A 20,360-nucleotide genomic window follows, 5' to 3' on the forward strand; every position below is an offset into this window, starting at 1 on the left:
GGTTTAGAACGCGTAAAGGCTGACTTCACTGCCGCGTACGGCGCGCTGGTTCAGTGGCGTCTGCATGCGTACCGTGTCCGAGAAGCCGCCAAGCACCGATCGCGTCGAGACGGTGAATCCGGCTTCCTCAAGCGTTGCACTCGCCTCGGCCAGGCTTTGACCGATCACCGATGGCACCTGAAGGTATTCTGGCCCCTTGGACACATGAACGGTGACCGTGCTGCCAAACTCAACGGACTGTTGCCGCGGGCTCTGATCCGCGACCAACCCCTGGTCAACTGTTGACGAGTACTGCTGCTCGCCGAGCTTCAGCTTCAAGCCGACCTCGCTCAGTGCCTGCTCGGCGCGCTCCAGTGACATCCCCGCGAGGTTAGGAATCTGCACCGGTGCCGGACCTCGCGAGATCGCCAAAGTCACGGTGTTTTTCCGCCCCGCCATTTCACCGGCGGCCGGCGAACTTGAAATGACCTGTCCCTTAGCGATGGAGGAGGAATACTCCTGGCTCGTCTTCACTTTGGCCAATCCCAGATCGGAAAGTTGCTCGGTGGCGTTCGCCTCAGTCACTCCTTCGAGCGCCGGAATTTCGAAGAGCTCCGGGCCGCGAGAAATCAGTAAATCGACGCCCTGAAACTTCATCATGCTTTCGCCGGTGCTCGGCTGGGATTGCACTACGCGGCCGACAGCGATCTCATCGTCATAGACCGAGTCCACCCGTACCGGCACGCCTTGCTCATCAAATTGGGCGACAACTTGGTATTGCAACATTCCGGTCAGCGATGGGATGCGAATAATGGTTCCCGGGCCGCGGCCGAAGAACCATGCACCGGCAACGACTAATGCGATGATAAAAATGAGTACCACCAAGATTACCGAACGCCTTCCGGCAGATTTAGGGTTCACCAGTTGGTGGGTGGGTATTTGCGCGGTCTTGCGCCATTGTTTCGCCGCACGTTTTTGCTCCTGCTTCTGCGCGCGAGCTGAACCATGAGTAATTGCTGGTGGCACGGGTTTCTCGGCCACCAAAGCTGAATCGTCGAACCCAGCTAAATCATCGCGTGAATAAGCCGCGGTGGCATTCGTTGCCTGTAACGGCTGGACTGGATCGCCGGGGGACAGTTGAGGTGTCACAGTGGTGGGCTGGGCCTCTCGAAGGTCCAATACTTCGGTTGCTTGAGAGGTGCTGATGACCGTGGTGGCCTCTTCGAGGGGAACCGCAGAGTAGTCTTCGGTCGTCGAAGCGGCCGTCTCGCCGAGCGTATTTTCGTTCAACCACCACGGTTGGCGTTGTTCCTCACGGTAACGCTGCCACTCGTCTAGTCGTTGCTGCACAGTGGTAGGCATTGCTTCGGCAGCCAATGGGGCCAAGTCCGAAATCTGACCTAGCGAATCGGCGTCAAGATCGAGCTCCTCATCGGTCAGCGTGGAACGGATCTGGACGACATCGTCGAGCAAGAAGCCCGCATTCTGCGGACGGAGATCCGGATCTTTTTCTGTGCAGCAGCGCACCAGTTCATCGAGATCTTCGCTGAGCCCTGGAACCATTGTGGAAGGCAACGGCATTGGCGAATCGAGATGTTGCTTCATCATTGCTGCTGGGTTGGATACCGGGAATGGCAGCTGACCGGTGAGCATTTGATAGATCATGATTCCAACGGCGTAAATGTCGCTACGCGAATCGGAGGGCGCCCCTGAAACTAGCTCGGGGGAGACATGGGAGAGCGTGGCGACGAGCGTCCCGGACTGAGTATGCGCGCTGGCCGCACGAGCCAGACCAAAGTCGGTGATTTTGATTTCGCCAGTATCTGAAAGTAAAACGTTCGCCGGTTTCATATCCCGGTGCACAATGCCTTCGAGGTGCGCGGCACGTAGGCCGCTGCAGATTCGTTCGAGAACGCTTAGCATCTGCCGTGGAGTAAACCGTCCACGTTCCTCGATAACTTGGGCAAGATTGCGTCCGCGAACGTACTCCATCACCAGATACACGTGACTGCCGGAAACGGCGTGGTCACGGATGGACACCACGTTCGGGTGGGAGATGTTCGCGGCGATAATAGCTTCGGACTCGAACCGTTCGCGGACCATCGATTCGCTAGCGTAGTTCTCGTCCAATACCTTGACGGCCACAGACCGGTGCAAATTCTGATCCATTGCCCGGTATACCCGTGACATCCCACCGAGCGCGATCAGCGTATCTAGCCGATAGCGGTGACCAATTACTTGTCCGACGAGCGAGTCTGGTCGATCCGGGCTAATCAAAGAAAACTCCTGCCACAAGGGAGCACTGATGGCGAGTCTGGGACACGACCTTGCTCCTTTCGAACACAGATACTAAGTGTAGGTTACTCAGCTGGCCTGAGAATTTCACGGGTTAAAGTCGAAATCCGCCAGTAGAGTTGCCACTGACGGATTTCGGACAGCAACCCGGGTTGCGAGAACTACCTCGGGTGCAGCTATTACTCTAAGAAGCGCGACGGGCCCGTGCAGCACGACGCTTCAGGGCGCGACGCTCGTCTTCACTCATGCCGCCCCAGACGCCGGCATCCTGCCCGGACTCGATGGCCCACTGCAGGCAGGTTTCCGTGACGTCGCATCGACGGCATACGCTTTTGGCCTCTTCGATCTGCAATAGGGCCGGACCGGTGTTACCCACCGGGAAGAAAAGTTCCGGGTCCTTTTCCAGACACGCCGCGCGGCTACGCCAATCCATGCTTATTGATGCTCCTTGAAATATTTAGGGGAACGAAGACCTCCCAGAAATCGTCACAAACAGAAAACAACTGCGAATAGGAAATGCAGGTGCGTTACGTTGTGTGTACCGGAAAGGTCATCGATGAGTTGGAGAGGTACGAGCAGGGGTGTTCGTTTAACCAACCACATTAGGTTTTCATGTTACGAGAAAGTAAACAAGAGTCACGGAAGTGAAATGTGGTTGAATGCCTGAGTGCTTTCTCACATGGAATTCCGAGGCTCACTGCGCTAACTGAAGGGGCTGTGGTCGGTGCCATATTCGCCTTCGATGTTGCGCGTTTGAGTTCCTGAGTTGCTTGCACGAAAATTGTTGTCGTGAGCAACAACGAATCTTCCGTGTCCCGCCCTCCCAGCGTTTTGGCCGTCTCTGCCCTGACAATGCTCGAAGCGGTGGCGGTCCTGGTTTACGCGGTCAACTACCTAATGCATCTCGCTGACGCGGGGGACTTGAACATGGGCGGCCGAATTTTCATGCTCGTCCTGTGCTTCGCAGCCGGCGCCTGGCAGATCAGCGTTTCCTTCAACTTCTTCAAGGGAAAGGCCTTCACACGTGCACCGATCATCGTGTGGCAATTGTTCCAATTGATCCTCTCGTTCTCCTTCTTGCAAGGTCCATTTAGCGGTATCGCGATTGCGGCCATCGTGATCGCCGGAATTATCGTCGTGATGTTGTTTGCACCCAAGACAACCGTATTTCTAGGCGACCGCCCGCAGTCCTAGAGTTCACCCATCCTAGAGTTCACCCATGTCGATATAGATGGCGCGTGGTTGCCCACGGCAACTGGCGACCGCGCGCCATTTGTTTACCCGCTGTGCCGATTCTTGAGAACTTAATGGTTCCCACGGCATGGGTTGCATATCGTGCGGATGGTGGGCTTCGACGAATGCAACACAACGGTCATCGAGTGCCATGCCCGGTGACCCGATCTCGTAGGCAAGCCGGCTGGAAGGCGGTACGAAAAGTACCGGGATCACCGCGCGGCTCAGCGCAGAATTTAACAACCCGGCAAGTCGTGGGTCGTTCGTATGTTCGAGCACCAGCGCGATATTCCCTGGTGCCAATTGGCGTAGCCGTGATTCGAATTCGTCGATTCCGCGCAAGCGTTCTAGTGACCACCGGTGACACAGGCATTTGCTTAGCTCTTCTCGGATTAAAGGGTCTCCACAGATCAGGAGCGTCATCGCCGAGGCAGACAGACTAATCGTGGCATCTACAACTGAACGTTTGCCAAGTGGGAAAGCCCCTTGCTCGGCTAAGTACGCAGAGTCATCGATATTCGCATTCCACGCGTCTTGTTCGAAGGGCGCGGGCTGGGGCGAACCTAACTGGATGGTGCGTGCAGCGTCTGTACCGCACACTAATATTCCTCGTCCAACCACGCTTGCAGCTTCGGGGAGGCGAGGCCAGGCCATTTTCAACGATTCGGTGGCCTGAAAAGGAAAATACCATTGCTCGGTGCACAGTCCTGCGGCTTTGAGCAGCGCCTGATCACGATCCACCGCGAGGACGACGGTGGTGCCACCTGCTGCACCTCGACGCAAGAGACCCCCGAGAACTTCGTCGAAGCGTTGAAAATGCTGTGGGTGCAGCAAGGATTGCAGCTGCGCGGCACCATGAACTAGAACGAGTAGACGCGTGTCTTCGCACCGTTCTTCGAGGTAGTCCAGCGCATCTAGAAAGTCGTAAACGTCCTCCCCAGTAATTTGTCGCAGGTGCGGGCTGCTGCGTTCATCTGTGATCAAAGCGGGCCCGAAACTCAGTATTTTGCGCGGCAGCCGACACAGGCCGGTCAATAGCTGACGAGGCCCAGCCTCCGGAAGGCCGCACACCAACAGACTGCGCCTCGCCACGCCACCAAGCACCAATGGATCGAGGGTGCCGTGCTCTAGCTGGTCGATCAACCCGCACCAAATATCGTCTGCTTGCTCGGGCGACCAGTCCGAACCGGGAGGTTCAGGTTGCGCGGGAAGTGCCGGGGCAAACGGTGAGCGCGGTAATCTAAGCGTTGCCCAGCGCTGAGCCACGGTTTCCATCTGGTCGTGCAGTGCCTCCACAGCTTCGTAGGCAGTTGGGGGCGTCCCAAAAGTGCAGAGCTGTCGTGCGCCGAGATTCGTTGGTCCTCGTTCGGCTAGCTCGCCATAAGGCGGTGGGTCGAAGGCGAGCGCAAATTGGAATTTTCGGGTCTGCCGCGTGGCGCAGTGGATGATTGCTTGCCCGGGGTTGAGCAGCGAGGCAGCGTCCCGGATGCCAACCAGCTCAATAGATTCACCCGGGTCGTTAACGCGCAGTGCGATCACGGTATTGAGGTTTGCGCGGGTTTGCCCGGTCACGGTTCCTGCTGGCCGCTGGGTGCTAAGCAACAGGTGAATGCCCAGAGCCCGGCCCACGGCCGCGAGCCGGTCGATTCGTGGGCTGGCTTCCGGGATTGATTCGCTAAACACCCGGAATTCGTCGATCACCACCAACAGCCTTGGCAGGGCGGGCACTGGATCGCTCAGCTGCTGATATTCGAGCAGGTCGCTGCAGCGATAGCTGGCCAGCAGCCGTTCGCGACGGGTGACCTCGACTTCTAATTGAGCCAGGGTGCGTTGCGCGGCTGCCGCGTCGAGGTCGCTGGCGAAGAGCTGGACATGAGGCAATGCGGCGAAGACCGAAAGCCCGGCTCCGCCCTTGAAATCGACGAGGGCGAAGGCCAAATCTTCGGGGGAGTAGCCGGCGGCTAGTTCTTTGACGATGCGGCGTAGCGCCTCGGATTTTCCTGAACCGGTGGTGCCGCAGATCAGCATGTGCGGCCCGTCGGAGTCAAAGTCCAGAACCACCGGATCAAGCTGCGCGGTGGTGCCAATGTGGGCGGTCAGCCCGCGCTGTGCAGGTTGTCCCTCGACCTTCGGCGGCGCAGCGCTGCTGAGGGACCCGTGGGTTTCGGCGAGGGCCAGACATCGATCGATCAGCCGGGCGAAACGCGGTGCGCTCAGCCGCTGCACCTTCCGCAAGGCCAGTTGCGGATCTTCGAGCACGGCTTCCGGCAACAGGGGATTCACCCACCAGGTGCCCTGCGGCACTGGGGCGCGGCTTAGCCCGAGCACGATCGACTCCGCGCAGGGCTGTGCTGCGGTGGCCACCACGTACAGGGAGCGCACTTCGCCGGTCGCCGGTGCTGCCAGCAGGCTTGCATGTGGATCCGCTGTAGCCGGTGGCAGCCCGGTGCTCACCCCGGGTAGCAGGATCAGACTGGCCGGAAGGCATTCGAGCTGTGGGTCGAGTACCAGTTCCAGCCGTCCGGCAAGGACCGCGGGCAGGTAGCGGGCGAGCAGGGCCAACAGCAGTTCGCTGCTCGCCTTATCCTGATCGCCGACGATCTGCCAGGCGCCGGGGACGCTGGCGGTGAACACCGGCGAAGGGCAGGGCGCATCCAAAGCGCTACGCGGTTTCCTGCGTTGCTTCTTCTTCGGCGTCATCTCTTCCGCCGCCGGGGACCACAGCCCCCGGCCGAACACCAGCGGTGGCAAGCCGGAATTTGGCATCCCCAACTCGGTACGGGTCAACCCGGCAAGCAGGGCGATCCCCAACGGCGGAGCATAGGCCTCACGAGCTTGAGCCACCTGGGCGCGGTGCACCACGGCCTTGGCTTTCCACCGGCGACGCTCGAGGATCAACTGCCCGGCAGGTACGATTCCCAAGAGGGCAGAGGCAGCGCTGAGCAACAAGAACAGCATCGACCCGGTGAGCACCGCCAGCAACACCCCGGAAAGCATCGGCACCAGGGCAGCCAAGCACAACGCGATCAACCGTTGTAGCTCCGGTTTGTCTGGCAACTGCCAGCGCAGTTGCTCGGCGGACAGGCACTGACCGGTATCAAGCAGTACCGGATCGCCGACGCACAATTCGGTGTCTCCCAACCAAAAGCGCGATCCGCGGTGCAGCTGCAGCCGGGTCACCGAACTCCGCTTCCCGACGCGCTCGCCCACCCGGATCGTGTTCGCATCATCACAGGTCAGTACCAGGGCCGATTGGTCCACGGTAATTTGGGCATGATGCCGGGCGATCAGCGGGTCCTGCAGCCACAGCGGGGCACAGCGCCCCAGCCGATGCACGCCTTGGTCCAGTCGCACGCTCGCCCCGGCATCCGGCCCGGATGCGACAAAGAGTTGCAGCGCGGCAGGCATCCGGACCCCCGAGGTGGCAGTGGCTCGCGGAATATCGGTAAGCAACAGGTGGGTGCGCGCGCTGAGCGCCCCACAATCTTCCAGCGCGGTGTCTGCCACAAACCAGCGCGTCGCGCCGAAGGAGTCGGCCAGAATTTTGGCCAGCCCAGCGCCATCTAGCTGAGTGGAAACGTCGAGCCGGAATTGGCGCGGCTGGGCGAAACACCGCGCCGCCAGCAGCAACTCATAGCGCACCATGAATTCTCCTCCTCGATCGCTAGCTGGGTCTTGGCAACACTTCAGCACGCACGATGGTCTACGATTCAAGCCGCACCTCGCACTGTGGAAAAGCCGTCGGAGGTTATCCACATCTTCGGGCAAGCTATTGAAAGCGCTGGCCGGTGGGGCTAGGCTCCCTTGACATACCCCTTCTAGTTAACCTCCAGAAGAGGGTTGCAAGACGTTGTTCCGGTGCCGCGCTCGCCGGTGTACCTCGAAGCATTCGGGAACGATTTTCATAGTTTCGGCTAAGGACTTTGACGTGGACGCGCTATCCATCGTGGAAGACGAAGTGCGAGAGCTGGTGCGCCGGCGCGGACTGGACCCTGGCAAACAACCTGCGCTCATCGGATCCCTGATCGACGATGTCTTGCGCGACTACGACGAACGCTCACTGCTCGGGGCGGTCCCGGCTACCGGATCGCTCGATCAGGTTCGCCGTTCGGTCTTCGATAACGTGGCAGGATTCGGAGCGTTGCAACCCCTGCTCGATGACCCCAACGTCGAAGAAATTTGGATCAACTCGCCGCATCAGGTTTTTTGCGCGCGTGGCGGGCAAAGCGAACTGACGCATATCAGGCTCGAATCAGACGAGGTTGCCGGCCTGGTGGAACGAATGCTGAAATCCTCCGGGCGCCGGCTGGATCTGTCCCAACCCTTCGTGGACTGCCAACTGCCCGATGGATCCCGACTGCACGTAGTCATCCCGGACATCACCCACGAACACTGGGCGGTGAACATCCGTAAATTCATCGCCCGTGCAACGAAGCTCGAAGATTTGGTGGAAATCGGCTCGCTCAGCCAGGACGGGGCAGCGTTCTTAGGGTGGTCGATCGCCGCCGGGCTCAATGTGGTGGTCACCGGACCTACCCAAGCTGGCAAGACGACGATGCTCAACTGCTTGGCATCCTCCATCGGATCGCGTGAACGCATCATCACCATCGAGGAGATTTTCGAACTGAATTTGGCCCTGCGCGATGTGGTCAGCATGCAAACCCGCCTAGCAAATTTGGAGGGCACCGGGGAAATCACCATGCGCCGACTGGTCAAGGAAGCGCTACGCATGCGCCCGGATCGAATCATCGTAGGTGAGGTACGCGAGGCCGAATCATTGGACATGCTCATCGCCTTGAACTCAGGGATCGCCGGACTGTGCACCTTGCATGCGAACTCTGCGCGCGATGCAATCACCAAGATCTGCACCCTGCCGCTGTTGGCCGGCCCCAATATCACCAGCGACTTCACCGTGCGAACCGTGGCCGCCTGCATCGACCTGGTGGTGCACTGCACCCGCGACCCGAGCGGAAAACGCTATGTGCAGGAAATCCTCAGCGTGCGGGGCCGGGTGGAGGACGGCCAGTTCGAAACCTCAACGCTTTTCGAATACGGGCAGGGCGAACTGACCCAGGCACCCGGAGCCGACTGGGCGCACGAGAAATTCGCGCTCGCCGGGATTAACGTCGCCCAATTGCTGATGGAACGCTCATGATCGCATTTCTAGGATTACTCGGCGGGCTGGGCATCGCGTTGATTGTGGACTGGCTGCTTTTCGACCCCACCCCGCCGCGGGCCAAACGCCAGTCGGCGATCCGGCTGTCCCTGCTGCGTGCGGGCATCGTGAGCCTGAGCCCGGCAAAATTTGTGGCGATCTGCGCGGCCAATGGACTGGTGTTCGTGCTGATCACCCTCGCTTTGACCGGCTCGTGGCTTTTTGCCAGCGTGTTTTTGCTCTTCGGGCTGTGGGCGCCATGGGTGTATCTGCGCCATCAGGCAGCCAAACGGCAGGCGGCGTTGCACGAACAGTGGCCAGAGGTGGTCGACCACCTGCGCAGCGCCATACGGGCCGGGCTATCGCTTCCCGAATCGTTGAGCCAGCTGGCCAGCATGGGACCAGAGCTGCTGCGTCCGGCCTTTCGTGACTTCGCCCTGGACTATCGGGCCACCTCCAATTTTTCCATTGCACTTGAGCAACTGGGTGCGCGTCTGGCGGATCCGGTTTCCGATAAGATCCTGGCCACACTGCGCATCACCCGCGAGGTCGGCGGTACCGACCTGGGACAAACCTTGAGCACTCTGGCAGCATTTTTGCGCGATGACGTGCGCACCAGAGGAGAACTGGCAGCCCGCCAGTCGTGGATCGTTTCCGCAGCCCGGCTGGCGGTTGCGGCCCCCTGGATCCTGTTGCTGGTGCTCGGCACCCAAGAAGCGGCGAAAAACGCCTACCTGACCTCGGGTGGGGTGGTAGTACTCATCGGTGGACTGCTCATCTCGCTGTTGTGCTACCGGGTGATGCTGCGCCTTGGCACGTTGCCGGTCGAAGAGCGGGTGCTGGCATGAACTCGCTGATCCCTTGGGCGGTGCTGTGCGGCTTCGGCCTCGGCCTGGGCCTATGGATGATCATCGTTAACCTGCCCGCTTGGCGTCCGATGTCCTTCGCCGAACGCGTTGCCCCGCACATTCGTGTGGGCATGCGTTCTTCGAGGATGCTCGAAGATTCCTGGCGGGCCGAATCGCGTAGCCCGGCGGTGGTGCAATTCGCTGCGCCGCTACTGTCCCAGATCAAACGCCTCGCCAGTCTGCACAGCCCCGGCACCGAGACGGTACGCAAACGGCTTCGCGCCGCAGGACTGAAAGTCAGTGTTGTGGATTACCGCTCGCAAGAGATCATCTGCGCGCTGTTTGGCCTGCTGGCCGGCTCGGGGCTCATGGCCCTGCTCGCGCTGAGCCGGCCCACAAATTTGGCTTTTGCTCTCATCGTGGTGCTCGGCTGCGGCATGTTTGGGTTCATGGCCCGGGGCTGGTGGTTGAACGAACAGATTCAACGTCGTGCCCGCAAGGTTCTCACGCAATTCCCCACGGTCGCGGAGGTTCTCGCCCTCACTGTGGGAGCCGGTGAATCGACCACCGGCGCGATCGAACGGATTTCGCGTATCTGCCATGGGGTGATCGGCGATGAATTCACCGAAACACTCAACGAAATCCATGCCGGCAACTCGATGATTCAGGCAATGCAGAATATGTCCGATCGTATCCAAGTTGGGGCGATGACCAGGTTCGTCGACGCTATCGTCGTGGCCACAGAGCGAGGCACGCCGCTGGCACAAGTGCTCCGAGATCAGGCTCAAGATGTGCGTGATGCCTCCAAACGAGAGCTGATGGAAGTTGCTGGAAAACGTGAAATCAGCATGCTGATTCCAATAGTCTTTGGAGTCCTGCCGTTGACCATCGTATTTGCCGTGTTCCCCGGCCTAGCACTCTTGGAGATGAGCTATTGACAATTTGCCGCAGGATCACAGTATTTGCCAAACGCACAAATGTTAGGAAGTAATCCCATGTCCAGCTTCCAATCGTGGCTTCTGATCATGTCACTACGGCTGACCGAAGGCTGCCAGAATTTCTGGCGTCAATTCACGCTGAAGATGCGCGAAGAGCGCGGCGACGTCCCCGGATGGGTCATGATTACCCTGATGTCCGCTCTGCTGGTTGCCGCGTTGTTGGCCATCGCTGGTCCGCGTTTGCAGGACCTCTTCAACCAGGCGATCGATCGAGTCTCTGGATTAGGCTGAGCCAGGGCCTCGCGAGGATGAGCTGCGCCGCGACCGTTGTCCTACGTCGCTTCCGGAGACAAAGCCCGGATGAGGCGGGATCGGCCGTGGCCGAATTCGTCATGATCACCAGCTTGCTGATCGTCATCACACTTACTCTGATTCAACTGACGCTGGTGCTCCATGTGCGCAATACGCTCACCGACGCGGCGGCCAACGGCGCGCACTACGGGGCATTGGCTAACCGAACTCCATCCGACGCGGGCGGTCGAACCCGCCTGTTGATTGCCGAATCCTTGCATAGCGGTTTCGCCCAGAACGTGCAGGTGTCAACGAGCGCGGTCGGGGATAGTCAGCTAGTGAGCGTCACAGTGTCGACGCGGGTGCCGTTGATCGGGCTATTGCCCAACGGGTGGAATTTGAATGTTCGCGGCGAAGCGGTGCGTTATGAGTAAACGGATGCCCCGAGCCTCGCGCGATGAGGGCAGCGCCATCGTGGAATTTGTGTTCGCCTCCACGGTTCTGCTGATCCCAATGATTTACCTGATTCTCGCTGCAGGTCAGCTCCAGGCAGGATCCTATGCAGTAGTCGGTGCGGCAGACCAAGCCGCCAAGGTCTTCGCCGTCGCCGATACACCCGCCCAGGCGCAGTCAAATGCCCATCGGGTGGTGGAGCGTGCGATGAATAACTTCGGTTTATCTGGTGCCAGCACGCAGATATCCTGCGATCTTGAATGTCTGAGCCCCGGTAGCATTGTCACGATTCAAGTGTCCTTGCGCGTGCAGTTGCCGTTTGTCTCCGACTACTTTGATGTCTCCGCTTTCACCGTCGAGGCTGCCTCGACGCAACGAATCGACCGTTTTGGCTAGCGGCGGGAGGCGGTCGAGGTTACTGCGAACTGCCCGCGCCGAGGACGGGCAGTCGCTGGTGCTTGCCATTGGGTTGTGCGCGATCACCTTGTTGACTATTTCGGTGGTGCTCGCCGCGAGCGCGGTGAACCTCAAAGCGCGCCAGCTTTTGTCCGTCGCTGATGGCGCGATCGTCGCGGCCGTGGATGAGTTCGAATTTGTAGCCGACGGAGGTCAGCCACGAATCGAACTGAACCAGGCTCAAGTGCAGGCGGCAGTTCAGCGCTATCTGCAGGATGTGGACGCGGGACAGCGTGTAGATAATCTTGCCATTGGATCGGTACAGATTCTGCCCGATGGTCAGGGGGCGCGTTTATCTCTGACTGGGTCGGTACAGCCACCGATCATCGGGTGGATCGTCCCTTCCGGGGTGAACATCAGCGTCAATTCCTCCGCGCGCACCGTTTTGAGCAGATAGTGTCGCGAGCTTAAGCCGTCCGCTTACATGGCGTAGGCTTAGATAACTATGGCAAAAACTGACTTCTCCGCTGAAATTCGTTCGCTTCGATCCACTTTCTCTGCGATTGAGGACGTAAGCGACGTTGCTCAAATTAAGGCCGATATCGCCATGCTTTCGGAAGAAGCCGGTGTCCCTGACCTATGGGATGATCCAGCCAGCGCGCAGGTTGTCACCAGCAAGCTGTCCCATCGACAGACGGAACTTGAACGCCTGAATAAGTTGCGCACGCGAATCGACGATCTTGAAGTTCTCGTGGAACTTGCCGAAATGGAAGACGACGACGAAACCCTAGCCGAAGCGGACAAGGAACTCATCTCGATCCACAAGGCGCTGGATGAGCTGGAAATCGTCACGTTGCTCAATGGCGAGTTCGATTCGCGCGGTGCGGTGGTGACGATCCGTGCCGGAGCAGGCGGCGTCGATGCCGCAGACTTCGCCGAAATGCTGTTGCGCATGTACCTGCGCTGGGCGGAAAAGCACGGTTACAAGGCCACCGTAATGGATACCTCCTATGCGGAAGAAGCCGGCTTGAAATCCGCCACCTTCGAAATAGACGTGCCATACGTCTTCGGAACTCTTTCCGTCGAAGCCGGAACCCACCGCCTGGTACGGATCTCACCCTTCGACAATCAAGGGCGCCGTCAAACGTCCTTTGCCGCGGTGGAAGTTGTGCCCCTGATCGAACAGACCGACACCATCGAAATCCCCGAATCCGAGCTTCGAGTGGACGTCTTCCGTTCCTCGGGACCAGGCGGCCAAAGCGTGAACACCACGGACTCGGCGGTCCGCATGACTCACATTCCCACGGGCACCGTGGTGTCGATGCAGAACGAGAAATCACAGATCCAGAACCGCGCCGCCGCATTGCGCGTTATGCAGTCGCGTTTGTTGCTGATTAAGAAGCAACAGGAGAGCGCGCAGAAGAAAGAGCTGGCTGGCGACGTTAAAGCATCGTGGGGTGACCAGATGCGCTCCTACGTGCTCAACCCCTATCAGATGGTGAAGGACCTGCGTACCGAACACGAGGTCGGTAATACTCAGGCGGTACTCGACGGTGAAATCGATGATTTCATTGACGCGGGAATCCGTTGGCGAGCGGGAAACCGACGCCCCGCGAACTAACTCAAAGGCCTGGAACTGAAATAGTTTCAGGCTTTTTTGTTTCTAAATTCCTCTGATTTTTAGAACTAAAAAGTTCAAGTTTATTGCCGGTTTCGAGCCGAAATCCTAGGATTTCAGCTACGTGAAAATCAAGTACATGCTAAGATGAGATGGTTGCTGAGGGCATTGCGCCCTGCAGTTTTCGCGATTCTAGTAGCTCAGACCCGCTCGATGTAGGCGCATTGGCCTCTTTGAAGCCGTCGAAAACGCCATCGATAATGGCAGATAGACGCGAAAATTAGGCGCATCATTTGCGAGGTCTCGGCAACGAATGAACAACCGAGAATCTATAGATTTGAACGGACATTCGCGCGCAATTGCGTGTGTAATTTCGGTTTTTAACGAAGGAAATCGCATTAATGCGGCGGTGCTGTCCCGGAATCGGGGCAGCTCTTTGCTTGCCAGCACGAGGATGCGAAGCAATTGATAACGATACGTAACGTGAGTGAAGGAAGTGATTGATGGATAGAGGGCTTATGTACGTCGGCTAAGCGAATCCTCGCGAATCATTTCGCGGGATGAGACGTGCGAACCACGCATCAAAAGTTTCGAGGCTTGCCTCGGAAGATGCCAATTCTCAACTACGTCGTTTGAAGGAGGTGGCGTGTGAACAACCCGGAAACGGTCGGTTTCAGCGCCTTGATCATCGTACTTTTACTGGTCTTATTCTATGGGGGAACTTTTTTCGTTTCCACGAAGATTGGCCAGAAAAATGAAAACGCCGACGGTTACATGACCGCAGGCAATAAAATCGGATTCGGAATCTCCGCGGCCAGTATGACCGCGACATGGATCTGGGCATCCTCAATGTATGCCTCCGCCGCCTCGGGCTACACCTACGGCATCAGTGGTCCTATCCACTACGGACTCTGGGGCGCCTTGATGATTCTGTTCATCTACCCGTTCGGTAAGCGGATCCGCAAAGTCGCACCGAAGGCCCATACCCTGGCCGAAGTCATGCACGCCCGTCACGGTCGCTCCAGCCAGCTGATGCTAGCCGGTTCGAATATTGTCGGTTCGGTCATCTCATTGATGTCCAACTTCATCGCCGGTGGCGTGCTCATCTCCATGCTCTCTCCCTTCAACTTCATTCAAGGCGTACTCGCGGTAGCCGGTGGCGTATTGCTCTACACGCTGTGGTCCGGATTTCGCGCCTCAGTTCTCACCGACTTCATGCAAGTTATGGCGATGCTTGGCGCCGTGGCAATCATCGTCCCGTTCATTTTCTTCGCTGCCGGATTCCCCGCGGCGTTCGAGACCGGTGCCGGCAACCTGACCGCCCAACAATCGAACTTCTTCTCTTCCGAAGCATTCCTGAACCAGGGTGCCCCGTATATCGCCGCGGTGTTGGCTTACGCAATCGGTAACCAAACCATCGCACAGCGTCTGTTTGCGGTTCGCGAGGATTTGATCAAGCCGACCTTCATCACCGCTACCATCGGCTACGGCGCCATGGTAATCGGCGTCGGCATGATCGGCGTACTAGCCCTGTACCTAGGCTTCGAACCAACCGATGGCAACGTCAACAACATCATTCCGGAGATGGCCATGAGCTACCTGCCTGGTATCTTGTTGGCTCTGTTCTTCGTTATGATCATCGGTGCGCTTTCATCCACCGCTGACTCGGACCTAGCTGCTTTGTCATCGATTATGATGGCCGATGTTTACGGTCAGAACGTTGCAGGCAAGAAGAAAGCCAATCCGAAGACCATGTTGTTGGTAGGACGCATCACGATGATCGTGGCAACGGTCTTGGCGGTCTGCCTCGCTAGTTTGCAATTGAACATCCTTGACCTTTTGGTCTTCGTCGGTGCACTTTGGGGTGCCTTGGTTTTCCCAGTGCTTGCCAGCTTCTACTGGAAAAAGGTCACGAACAAGGCCTTCACCGCAGCGGTTTTGGTCGCCTTGGCTGTTTTCGTTCCGGTGCGTTTCGATTTGATCCCAATGGCCGGATTCACCGCCGTAGTCATCGAGCTCCTGGCGATTCTTGGTATCGGCATCGTGCTTGGTCTGATGAGCTTCGGCTTCTTTGGGCTGCGCCCGGCATTGATCGTCGGCACCATCGCCACGCTCGTCGCGGCCCCATTCTGCTTCGGCTTCTTGCGTGACTACACGACCTTGACCGCCTCGCTCGTCGCTTACTCGGTGAGTACCCTGATTTGCTACTTCATGTCGTTCCGTTCCAAGGAAGACTTTGACTTCGCGGTCATCGCCGAGCGCGCTGGCGACTTCGACCCGGTCGACGAGCTGATCGCCACCGCCACGAGTGGTGCCGATAAAACCGAAGGTACGAATACTCCGAAGGGGAAGGAATAAACATGTTGGCACTCACCATTTACGTATTGGCCTGGCCCGTGGTTGTCGCCGGAGTGGCGATCTTTATTGGCAGGGCCTTCATCGCCGAGGCCCTCGCAGCAAAGCGCAATGGCCACCCGCTGATCTAGCAGTCTAATTTCAGGGGTAAGCGCCGGTCATTTGCCGATGCTTGCCCCTGAGGCATTTAATAGCGAAAAGATCAGAATCCCTTGTGGGATATGCCGGACCCCTGAACTATCCGGAAGCACCGCTGATGTGCGCAAGGTCACCGGGGCTACTTGTTGGACGAAAAAGTAGTCAGGTCACCGTGCTTCACGGATTGCGCCAAGGCTGTGGAAACAGCATGAATGTGACAACACACCGCCCCAGCCGCACACGATGTTCACGTTGCACCGATAAGGTTTGGAAGACTGGCGCATCAAAAACGTTCGATCTCGACCCGAGTTTCCGTGGGTCGCGCCCCGACGGCAACTAGCGATTGAAGACATGATTAAATTCGAAAATGTCTCGATGGTTTACGAGCCGAAGCAGAAGAATGCTGCTTTGAATGACGTAAACATCGAGGTTAACCGTGGCGAATTCGCCTTCTTAGTAGGAGAATCCGGCTCGGGAAAGTCTACTTTTCTGAGCTTGATACTGCGCGAAAAACGAGCCACGGATGGAGCGGTATACGTTGCAGGTCAAAACCTGAACCGTATCCCGAGCCGCCGTGTGCCCAAATTGCGCCGCGACATCGGTTTCGTGTTCCAGGACTTCAGGCTACTTCGCGAACGGACCGTGTTCGATAATGTCGCGTTTGCGATGGAAGTTATTGGTGCCTCCCGCGCGCAGATTCGTGATCGAGTTCCGGACGCGCTGAGAATGGTCGGGCTAGAAGACAAAGCCCGCCGTAAACCAACCGAACTTTCAGGTGGCGAGCAGCAACGCGTGGGTATTGCCCGCGCCATCGTGAACAAGCCATCGATCCTGCTTGCCGATGAGCCGACTGGTAACCTCGACCGCAAAAACAGCGTCGAGGTTATGAACGTGCTTGACCGGATTAATCAGAATGGCACCACCGTGCTGATGGCCACGCATGCCCACGAACTGGTCAGCGAATTCCGTCATCGCGTCATCGAACTGAGTAAGGGCAACGTCGTCCGCGACGAAGCTGATGGTCAGTACACGGCGATGACCACCGTAATTAATCAAGATGGTTCTCGCGAGCTGCTCACCGGTGAGGCCGCTAAGGAAGCATCTGGCGAGCTCGCAACGAACGTAGAGAAGGACGAGGACCAGTGAGACTAGGATTTATCCTCCGCGAGGCTGCTAAGGGCCTTCGGCAAAATGTCATCATGGTCGTCTCGGTTGTTTTGGTGACATTCGTATCCCTGACCTTCGTCGGCGCTTCGGCGTTGCTGCAGCTGCAGATCAACCAGATGAAGGGCTACTGGTACGACCGCATGGAAGTTGCGGTCTTCCTGTGCGACGACAACACCGCCGCGCCCAATTGCGCCGGCGAGGGGGTCACCGATGAGCAGCGCACGAGTATTCAACAGCTGCTGGAATCTGACGAGATGGCTCCGTACATCAAGGAATTCGCGTATGAGTCGAAGTCTGATGCCCTGAAGAACTTCAAGGAGCAATACAAGAACTCTTCCCTGGTGGATCAGGTCACCGAGGATCAGCTTCCGGAGTCGTTCCGTGTTGGGCTAGTTGACCCGGAGAAGTATCCGGTGATCAACGAGGCGTTCTCCACCGTTGCGGGCGTCGACTCGGTGGTGGATCAACGCGAACTTTTGGAAAAGGTCTTCCAGCTCGTCCGAGTAGCATCGGCCGCTGCGGCTGTGGTGGCGATCGTGATGATTGCCTGCGCGGTGCTGTTGACCGGTACGACCATTCAACTTTCTGCGATGCACCGGCGTTTGGAAACCACGATTATGCGTTTGGTCGGTGCTTCGAAAACGACCATCCAACTTCCGTTTATTATCGAAGGCGTGATTGCCTCCGTTATCGGTGGTTTACTTGCTTCGGGCACCTTGTGGCTGCTTGTGAAGTTCCTTGTTCAAGATAAACTCGCCAACGAAAACGTTGGCGTTGCCTTCATCTCGACGAATGAAGTTCTACTCGTTGCTCCAGGGCTCTTGATTATTGGTATCGTTTTAGCCACAATTTCTTCAGTGGTAACGTTGAAGCGTTACCTGAAGGTTTAGCTGTTCGTTATCTTTGATCGAACTTCAGAACTTGATGCACAAAAACCCTCTAAGGAGCAGTATGCTATCCAACGCGGTGCGACGTAAGTTCCTACGCGCCACCATCGGTGGAGCCCTTGCTTTGTCGCTTACTTTGCCGGCGGGTATCGTACTCGCCGACGAACTGGATGACCGTAAGGAAAAGGTCGAACAGAACATCGACAACCTTGAACAGGATATGGAAGTCCTAGACGCGGATATCGTTGAGACGGATCGCAAGCTGCGAGAGCAACAAGCCCAAGTTCCAGTGGCAGAAGCGGCCTTGGCCGACGCGCAAAGCCGTGTAGCAAATGCCCAAGCCACTGTCGCTGACCTGACGAACCGGTTGATCAGTGCCCAGGCCACCCGTGACAAGGTTGCCAAAGCGATCGAAGAAAACGCAGCCAAGATAGCTGAAGCTGAAAACACCATGGCGCAAATCGCCTCCGAGGCTTACAAGCGCGGTGGAGTTTCCAGTGGTCTAGACATGATCCTGAACATGGACTCGGCCACTGCCATGGCCGACGGTCTAGACATGGCCAATAGGGCCATGGATTCTCAGAACGCCGTATATAACGATCTGGCGCAAGAGAAGGCAACTGACGAGAGTAACAAACTTCGCCTGGCCGCCGTGGAGGAAGAAATTTCTTCACTCAAGGGACAAGCCGAAGAAGCTCTCGCGCAGGAACAGGGCGCCCGCGATGCAGCGCAATCGGCCAAAGATGAATTGAACGCCCTCGTGGCCAGCACCGAATCTCTCAGCGCCGAGCTGGAATCTAAGAAGCCGCAGATTCAGGCGAAGCTGAAGTCGCAAGAGCAGGAATACGCCACGGTGAATCAGCAGATCAAAGAACGCCAAGAGCGCCTGATCCGCGAAGAAGCCGAGCGCAAGCGCAAGGCGGAGGAGAAAGCTCGCAAGGAAGCCGAGGCGGAGCGTCAGCGCATCGCTAAAGAGAAGGCAGCCTACGAGGCCGAGCAGGAGCGCCAAGCCGCCGAAGCGAAGCGGAAGCAGCAGACGTACCAGAAGAAGCAATACGTCGCTCCCAAGGCAAAGCCGAAGACCGAATCCCGCGCGGAACCAAGCAGCTGGGGCTTGATCAAGCCAACGAGCAGCTCGCGAATTACTTCCAGCTTCGGCTGGCGTCCGACCCCGGCGGGAACCATTGACTACACCGGTCGCGGTGGCTATGTTCACGCAGGCGTCGACTGGGGTTTCGGCGGCCAATGTGGTTCACCGGTTGTCGCAGCTACCAGTGGTGAAGTGTGGTTCGCCGGATGGGGTGGTTCCTCGGGCAATAAGGTGACCGTCTCGCACGGTGTCGTCAAGGGCAAGGCTTTGGCGACAAACTACCATCACCTTTCACGTATCGCTGTGAGCAACGGGCAGCACGTCAACCAGGGCCAAGTTGTCGGGTATGTGGGCACGACGGGTAACTCGACCGGCTGTCACCTGCACTTCGAAACGATCATCAACGGTTCGCATGTGAACCCATTGGGACTTCTCTAGCGTTAGACTTGTTATTTGTGCGCGGGAATCCGCCCGCGACATGCAAGGAGTGTCATGGCTAAGAAGAACCAAGAAGATCGCATCATCGCGAGCAACCGCAAGGCGCGCCACGATTTTGAGATTCTAGATACCTTCGAAGCGGGCATGGTGCTGACAGGGACCGAAGTTAAGTCACTGCGCGAAGGCAAAGCTTCGCTGGTGGAGGGCTTCGGCCAGTTCTACCGCAATGAGCTCTACATTGAGAACTGCTACATTCCTGAGTACCTGAACGGTTCGTGGACTAATCATGCCGCCCGACGTCGTCGCAAGCTATTGCTGCATCGCGCAGAACTGCTCAAGATCGAACGTAAAATCTCTGAGTCAGGTCTGACAATCGTCCCGCTGAAGTTGTACTTCAAAGATGGGCGCGCGAAGATCGAAATCGGTGTGGCCCGCGGCAAGCGCGAATACGATAAGCGACAGACGCTGCGTGAACAGCAGGACAATCGCGAAGCCCTACGGGCAATGCGAGAGCGTAATCGCGGCCACGCATAAGCATGAGGCGAAACTCGTTGGGATACCCTCCCGAATTGTGCTATGATTGATTAACGCACCATTGGTGTGGTTGCACCCGGGAGACCGGGACTGACAACAAAATACGGGGATGATCGGTTTCGACGGTGTGAGTCGCGACAGATGAAGCGGGCCGAGGATGCAAAGTTATCTCGTAAACGCTCTTTGCAAAACAATAAGTGCCGACTCAAAGCGCACTGACTTCGCTCTCGCTGCCTAAGCAGCCAGACAGTCCGTAAGCCAGGGGATGCTATCGCCCCTGTTCCTTACGTCATTTAGATAGCCACTGTATCCAGCGGCCGTTACCGCTGTTGGGTACATATTTTGGTAACTGTGCCCGGATCAACCACATGTTTGCGTGATGGTTGGGGCAGAGAAATTCCGCAGCAAACTGCGCCCGGAGAAGACCTGGCAACGCCACATCGGACGGGAGTTCAATTCTCCCCATCTCCACGTATTTTGACCCCGGGATCCTCGTGATCCCGGGGTTTTCTTTTGCCCGACGGCCTAATTGGCTTGGCTATTGG

General features: G+C 57.8%; 18 protein-coding genes and 1 other RNA gene. 16 read left to right on the forward strand and 3 right to left on the reverse strand.

Translation table 11 applies throughout. The features are described 5' to 3' along the window. Positions 1-3 precede the first annotated feature (3 nt). Positions 4-2,274 carry a protein kinase domain-containing protein gene (locus tag ACT3UA_RS14235; protein ID WP_444617043.1) on the reverse strand — a complete coding sequence of 757 codons (2,271 nt, stop codon included), beginning with the start codon at positions 2,272-2,274 and terminating at the stop codon, positions 4-6. Positions 2,275-2,458: 184 nt separating this feature from the next. Further along, entirely contained in the window at positions 2,459-2,707 is a 249-nt protein-coding gene (locus ACT3UA_RS14240; protein WP_096256388.1) for a WhiB family transcriptional regulator, read from the reverse strand. Between the two features lie 356 nt (positions 2,708-3,063). On the opposite strand from ACT3UA_RS14240, the gene ACT3UA_RS14245 reads away from it, so the two are divergent. Beyond that, entirely contained in the window at positions 3,064-3,468 is a 405-nt protein-coding gene (locus ACT3UA_RS14245) for a hypothetical protein (protein WP_096284163.1), read from the forward strand. A 12-nt stretch (positions 3,469-3,480) separates the two neighbouring features. On the opposite strand, the gene ACT3UA_RS14250 is transcribed toward ACT3UA_RS14245, so the two are convergent. Further along, entirely contained in the window at positions 3,481-7,152 is a 3,672-nt protein-coding gene (locus ACT3UA_RS14250; RefSeq protein ID WP_444617046.1) for an FtsK/SpoIIIE domain-containing protein, read from the reverse strand. 283 nt (positions 7,153-7,435) lie between these two features. Here ACT3UA_RS14250 and ACT3UA_RS14255 point away from each other — a divergent pair, with 283 nt between their 5' ends. The 15 genes from ACT3UA_RS14255 to ssrA all read left to right on the forward strand — a co-directional run bounded on the left by ACT3UA_RS14255 (position 7,436) and on the right by ssrA (position 20,289). After that, a complete protein-coding gene (locus ACT3UA_RS14255) occupies positions 7,436-8,662 on the forward strand; it encodes a CpaF family protein (RefSeq protein ID WP_444617048.1) in 1,227 nt (408 codons plus the stop codon). After that, positions 8,659-9,510, forward strand: coding sequence for a type II secretion system F family protein (locus ACT3UA_RS14260; RefSeq protein ID WP_444617050.1), 852 nt, complete (start codon positions 8,659-8,661; stop codon positions 9,508-9,510). The genes ACT3UA_RS14255 and ACT3UA_RS14260 overlap by 4 nt, the downstream gene beginning before the upstream one ends. Then, on the forward strand, positions 9,507-10,448 hold the full coding sequence (locus tag ACT3UA_RS14265; RefSeq protein ID WP_096284155.1) for a type II secretion system F family protein: 942 nt from the start codon (positions 9,507-9,509) through the stop codon (positions 10,446-10,448). Before ACT3UA_RS14260 ends, ACT3UA_RS14265 begins: the two co-directional genes overlap by 4 nt. 87 nt (positions 10,449-10,535) lie before the next feature. Beyond that, positions 10,536-10,739, forward strand: a complete 204-nt coding sequence (locus ACT3UA_RS14270) for a hypothetical protein (protein ID WP_444617061.1) — start codon at positions 10,536-10,538, stop codon at positions 10,737-10,739. 86 nt (positions 10,740-10,825) lie between these two features. Continuing rightward, complete coding sequence (locus ACT3UA_RS14275; RefSeq protein WP_255248353.1) at positions 10,826-11,173, forward strand: TadE family protein; 348 nt, start codon at positions 10,826-10,828, stop codon at positions 11,171-11,173. Further along, a complete protein-coding gene (locus tag ACT3UA_RS14280) occupies positions 11,166-11,588 on the forward strand; it encodes a hypothetical protein (protein WP_444617053.1) in 423 nt (140 codons plus the stop codon). The genes ACT3UA_RS14275 and ACT3UA_RS14280 overlap by 8 nt, the downstream gene beginning before the upstream one ends. Positions 11,589-11,646: 58 nt before the next feature. Beyond that, positions 11,647-12,045: a hypothetical protein gene (locus ACT3UA_RS14285; protein WP_444617055.1), complete on the forward strand. Its 399-nt coding sequence runs from the start codon at positions 11,647-11,649 to the stop codon at positions 12,043-12,045. 48 nt (positions 12,046-12,093) lie between these two features. Further along, positions 12,094-13,209 carry a peptide chain release factor 2 gene (prfB, locus tag ACT3UA_RS14290; RefSeq protein WP_096284111.1) on the forward strand — a complete coding sequence of 372 codons (1,116 nt, stop codon included), beginning with the start codon at positions 12,094-12,096 and terminating at the stop codon, positions 13,207-13,209. 645 nt (positions 13,210-13,854) lie between these two features. Continuing rightward, positions 13,855-15,564, forward strand: a complete 1,710-nt coding sequence (locus ACT3UA_RS14295) for a sodium:solute symporter family protein (protein WP_444617057.1) — start codon at positions 13,855-13,857, stop codon at positions 15,562-15,564. 2 nt (positions 15,565-15,566) lie between these two features. Continuing rightward, positions 15,567-15,692, forward strand: a complete 126-nt coding sequence (locus ACT3UA_RS14300; RefSeq protein WP_096284107.1) for a putative transporter small subunit — start codon at positions 15,567-15,569, stop codon at positions 15,690-15,692. A 358-nt stretch (positions 15,693-16,050) separates the two neighbouring features. Continuing rightward, positions 16,051-16,845 carry a cell division ATP-binding protein FtsE gene (gene ftsE / locus ACT3UA_RS14305; protein WP_096284105.1) on the forward strand — a complete coding sequence of 265 codons (795 nt, stop codon included), beginning with the start codon at positions 16,051-16,053 and terminating at the stop codon, positions 16,843-16,845. Next, on the forward strand, positions 16,842-17,756 hold the full coding sequence (ftsX, locus tag ACT3UA_RS14310; protein ID WP_105650716.1) for a permease-like cell division protein FtsX: 915 nt from the start codon (positions 16,842-16,844) through the stop codon (positions 17,754-17,756). Before ftsE ends, ftsX begins: the two co-directional genes overlap by 4 nt. A gap of 61 nt (positions 17,757-17,817) precedes the next feature. Continuing rightward, the gene (locus ACT3UA_RS14315) at positions 17,818-19,281 is read left to right on the forward strand and encodes a M23 family metallopeptidase (RefSeq protein ID WP_096284101.1); all 1,464 of its coding nucleotides are present in this window, start codon (positions 17,818-17,820) and stop codon (positions 19,279-19,281) included. 54 nt (positions 19,282-19,335) lie between these two features. Continuing rightward, positions 19,336-19,815, forward strand: a complete 480-nt coding sequence (smpB, locus tag ACT3UA_RS14320; RefSeq protein ID WP_096284099.1) for an SsrA-binding protein SmpB — start codon at positions 19,336-19,338, stop codon at positions 19,813-19,815. A 105-nt stretch (positions 19,816-19,920) separates the two neighbouring features. Then, positions 19,921-20,289, forward strand: a transfer-messenger RNA (tmRNA) gene (gene ssrA / locus ACT3UA_RS14325). Positions 20,290-20,360 lie beyond the last annotated feature (71 nt).

The organism is Glutamicibacter sp. 363 (assembly GCF_052379505.1).
Classification (GTDB): domain Bacteria; phylum Actinomycetota; class Actinomycetes; order Actinomycetales; family Micrococcaceae; genus Glutamicibacter.

Excerpts from the sequence above, each read along its gene's own strand:
- prfB (WP_096284111.1), top strand. The coding sequence starts at position 12,094 with ATGGCAAAAACTGACTTCTCCGCTGAAATTCGTTCGCTTCGATCCACT.
- ACT3UA_RS14260 (WP_444617050.1), top strand. The coding sequence starts at position 8,659 with ATGATCGCATTTCTAGGATTACTCGGCGGGCTGGGCATCGCGTTGATT.
- ACT3UA_RS14265 (WP_096284155.1), top strand. The coding sequence starts at position 9,507 with ATGAACTCGCTGATCCCTTGGGCGGTGCTGTGCGGCTTCGGCCTCGGC.
- smpB (WP_096284099.1), top strand. The coding sequence starts at position 19,336 with ATGGCTAAGAAGAACCAAGAAGATCGCATCATCGCGAGCAACCGCAAG.
- ACT3UA_RS14270 (WP_444617061.1), top strand. The coding sequence starts at position 10,536 with ATGTCACTACGGCTGACCGAAGGCTGCCAGAATTTCTGGCGTCAATTC.
- ACT3UA_RS14280 (WP_444617053.1), top strand. The coding sequence starts at position 11,166 with ATGAGTAAACGGATGCCCCGAGCCTCGCGCGATGAGGGCAGCGCCATC.
- ACT3UA_RS14315 (WP_096284101.1), top strand. The coding sequence starts at position 17,818 with ATGCTATCCAACGCGGTGCGACGTAAGTTCCTACGCGCCACCATCGGT.
- ACT3UA_RS14300 (WP_096284107.1), top strand. The coding sequence starts at position 15,567 with ATGTTGGCACTCACCATTTACGTATTGGCCTGGCCCGTGGTTGTCGCC.
- ACT3UA_RS14240 (WP_096256388.1), bottom strand. The coding sequence starts at position 2,707 with ATGGATTGGCGTAGCCGCGCGGCGTGTCTGGAAAAGGACCCGGAACTT.
- ftsE (WP_096284105.1), top strand. The coding sequence starts at position 16,051 with ATGATTAAATTCGAAAATGTCTCGATGGTTTACGAGCCGAAGCAGAAG.
- ACT3UA_RS14250 (WP_444617046.1), bottom strand. The coding sequence starts at position 7,152 with ATGGTGCGCTATGAGTTGCTGCTGGCGGCGCGGTGTTTCGCCCAGCCG.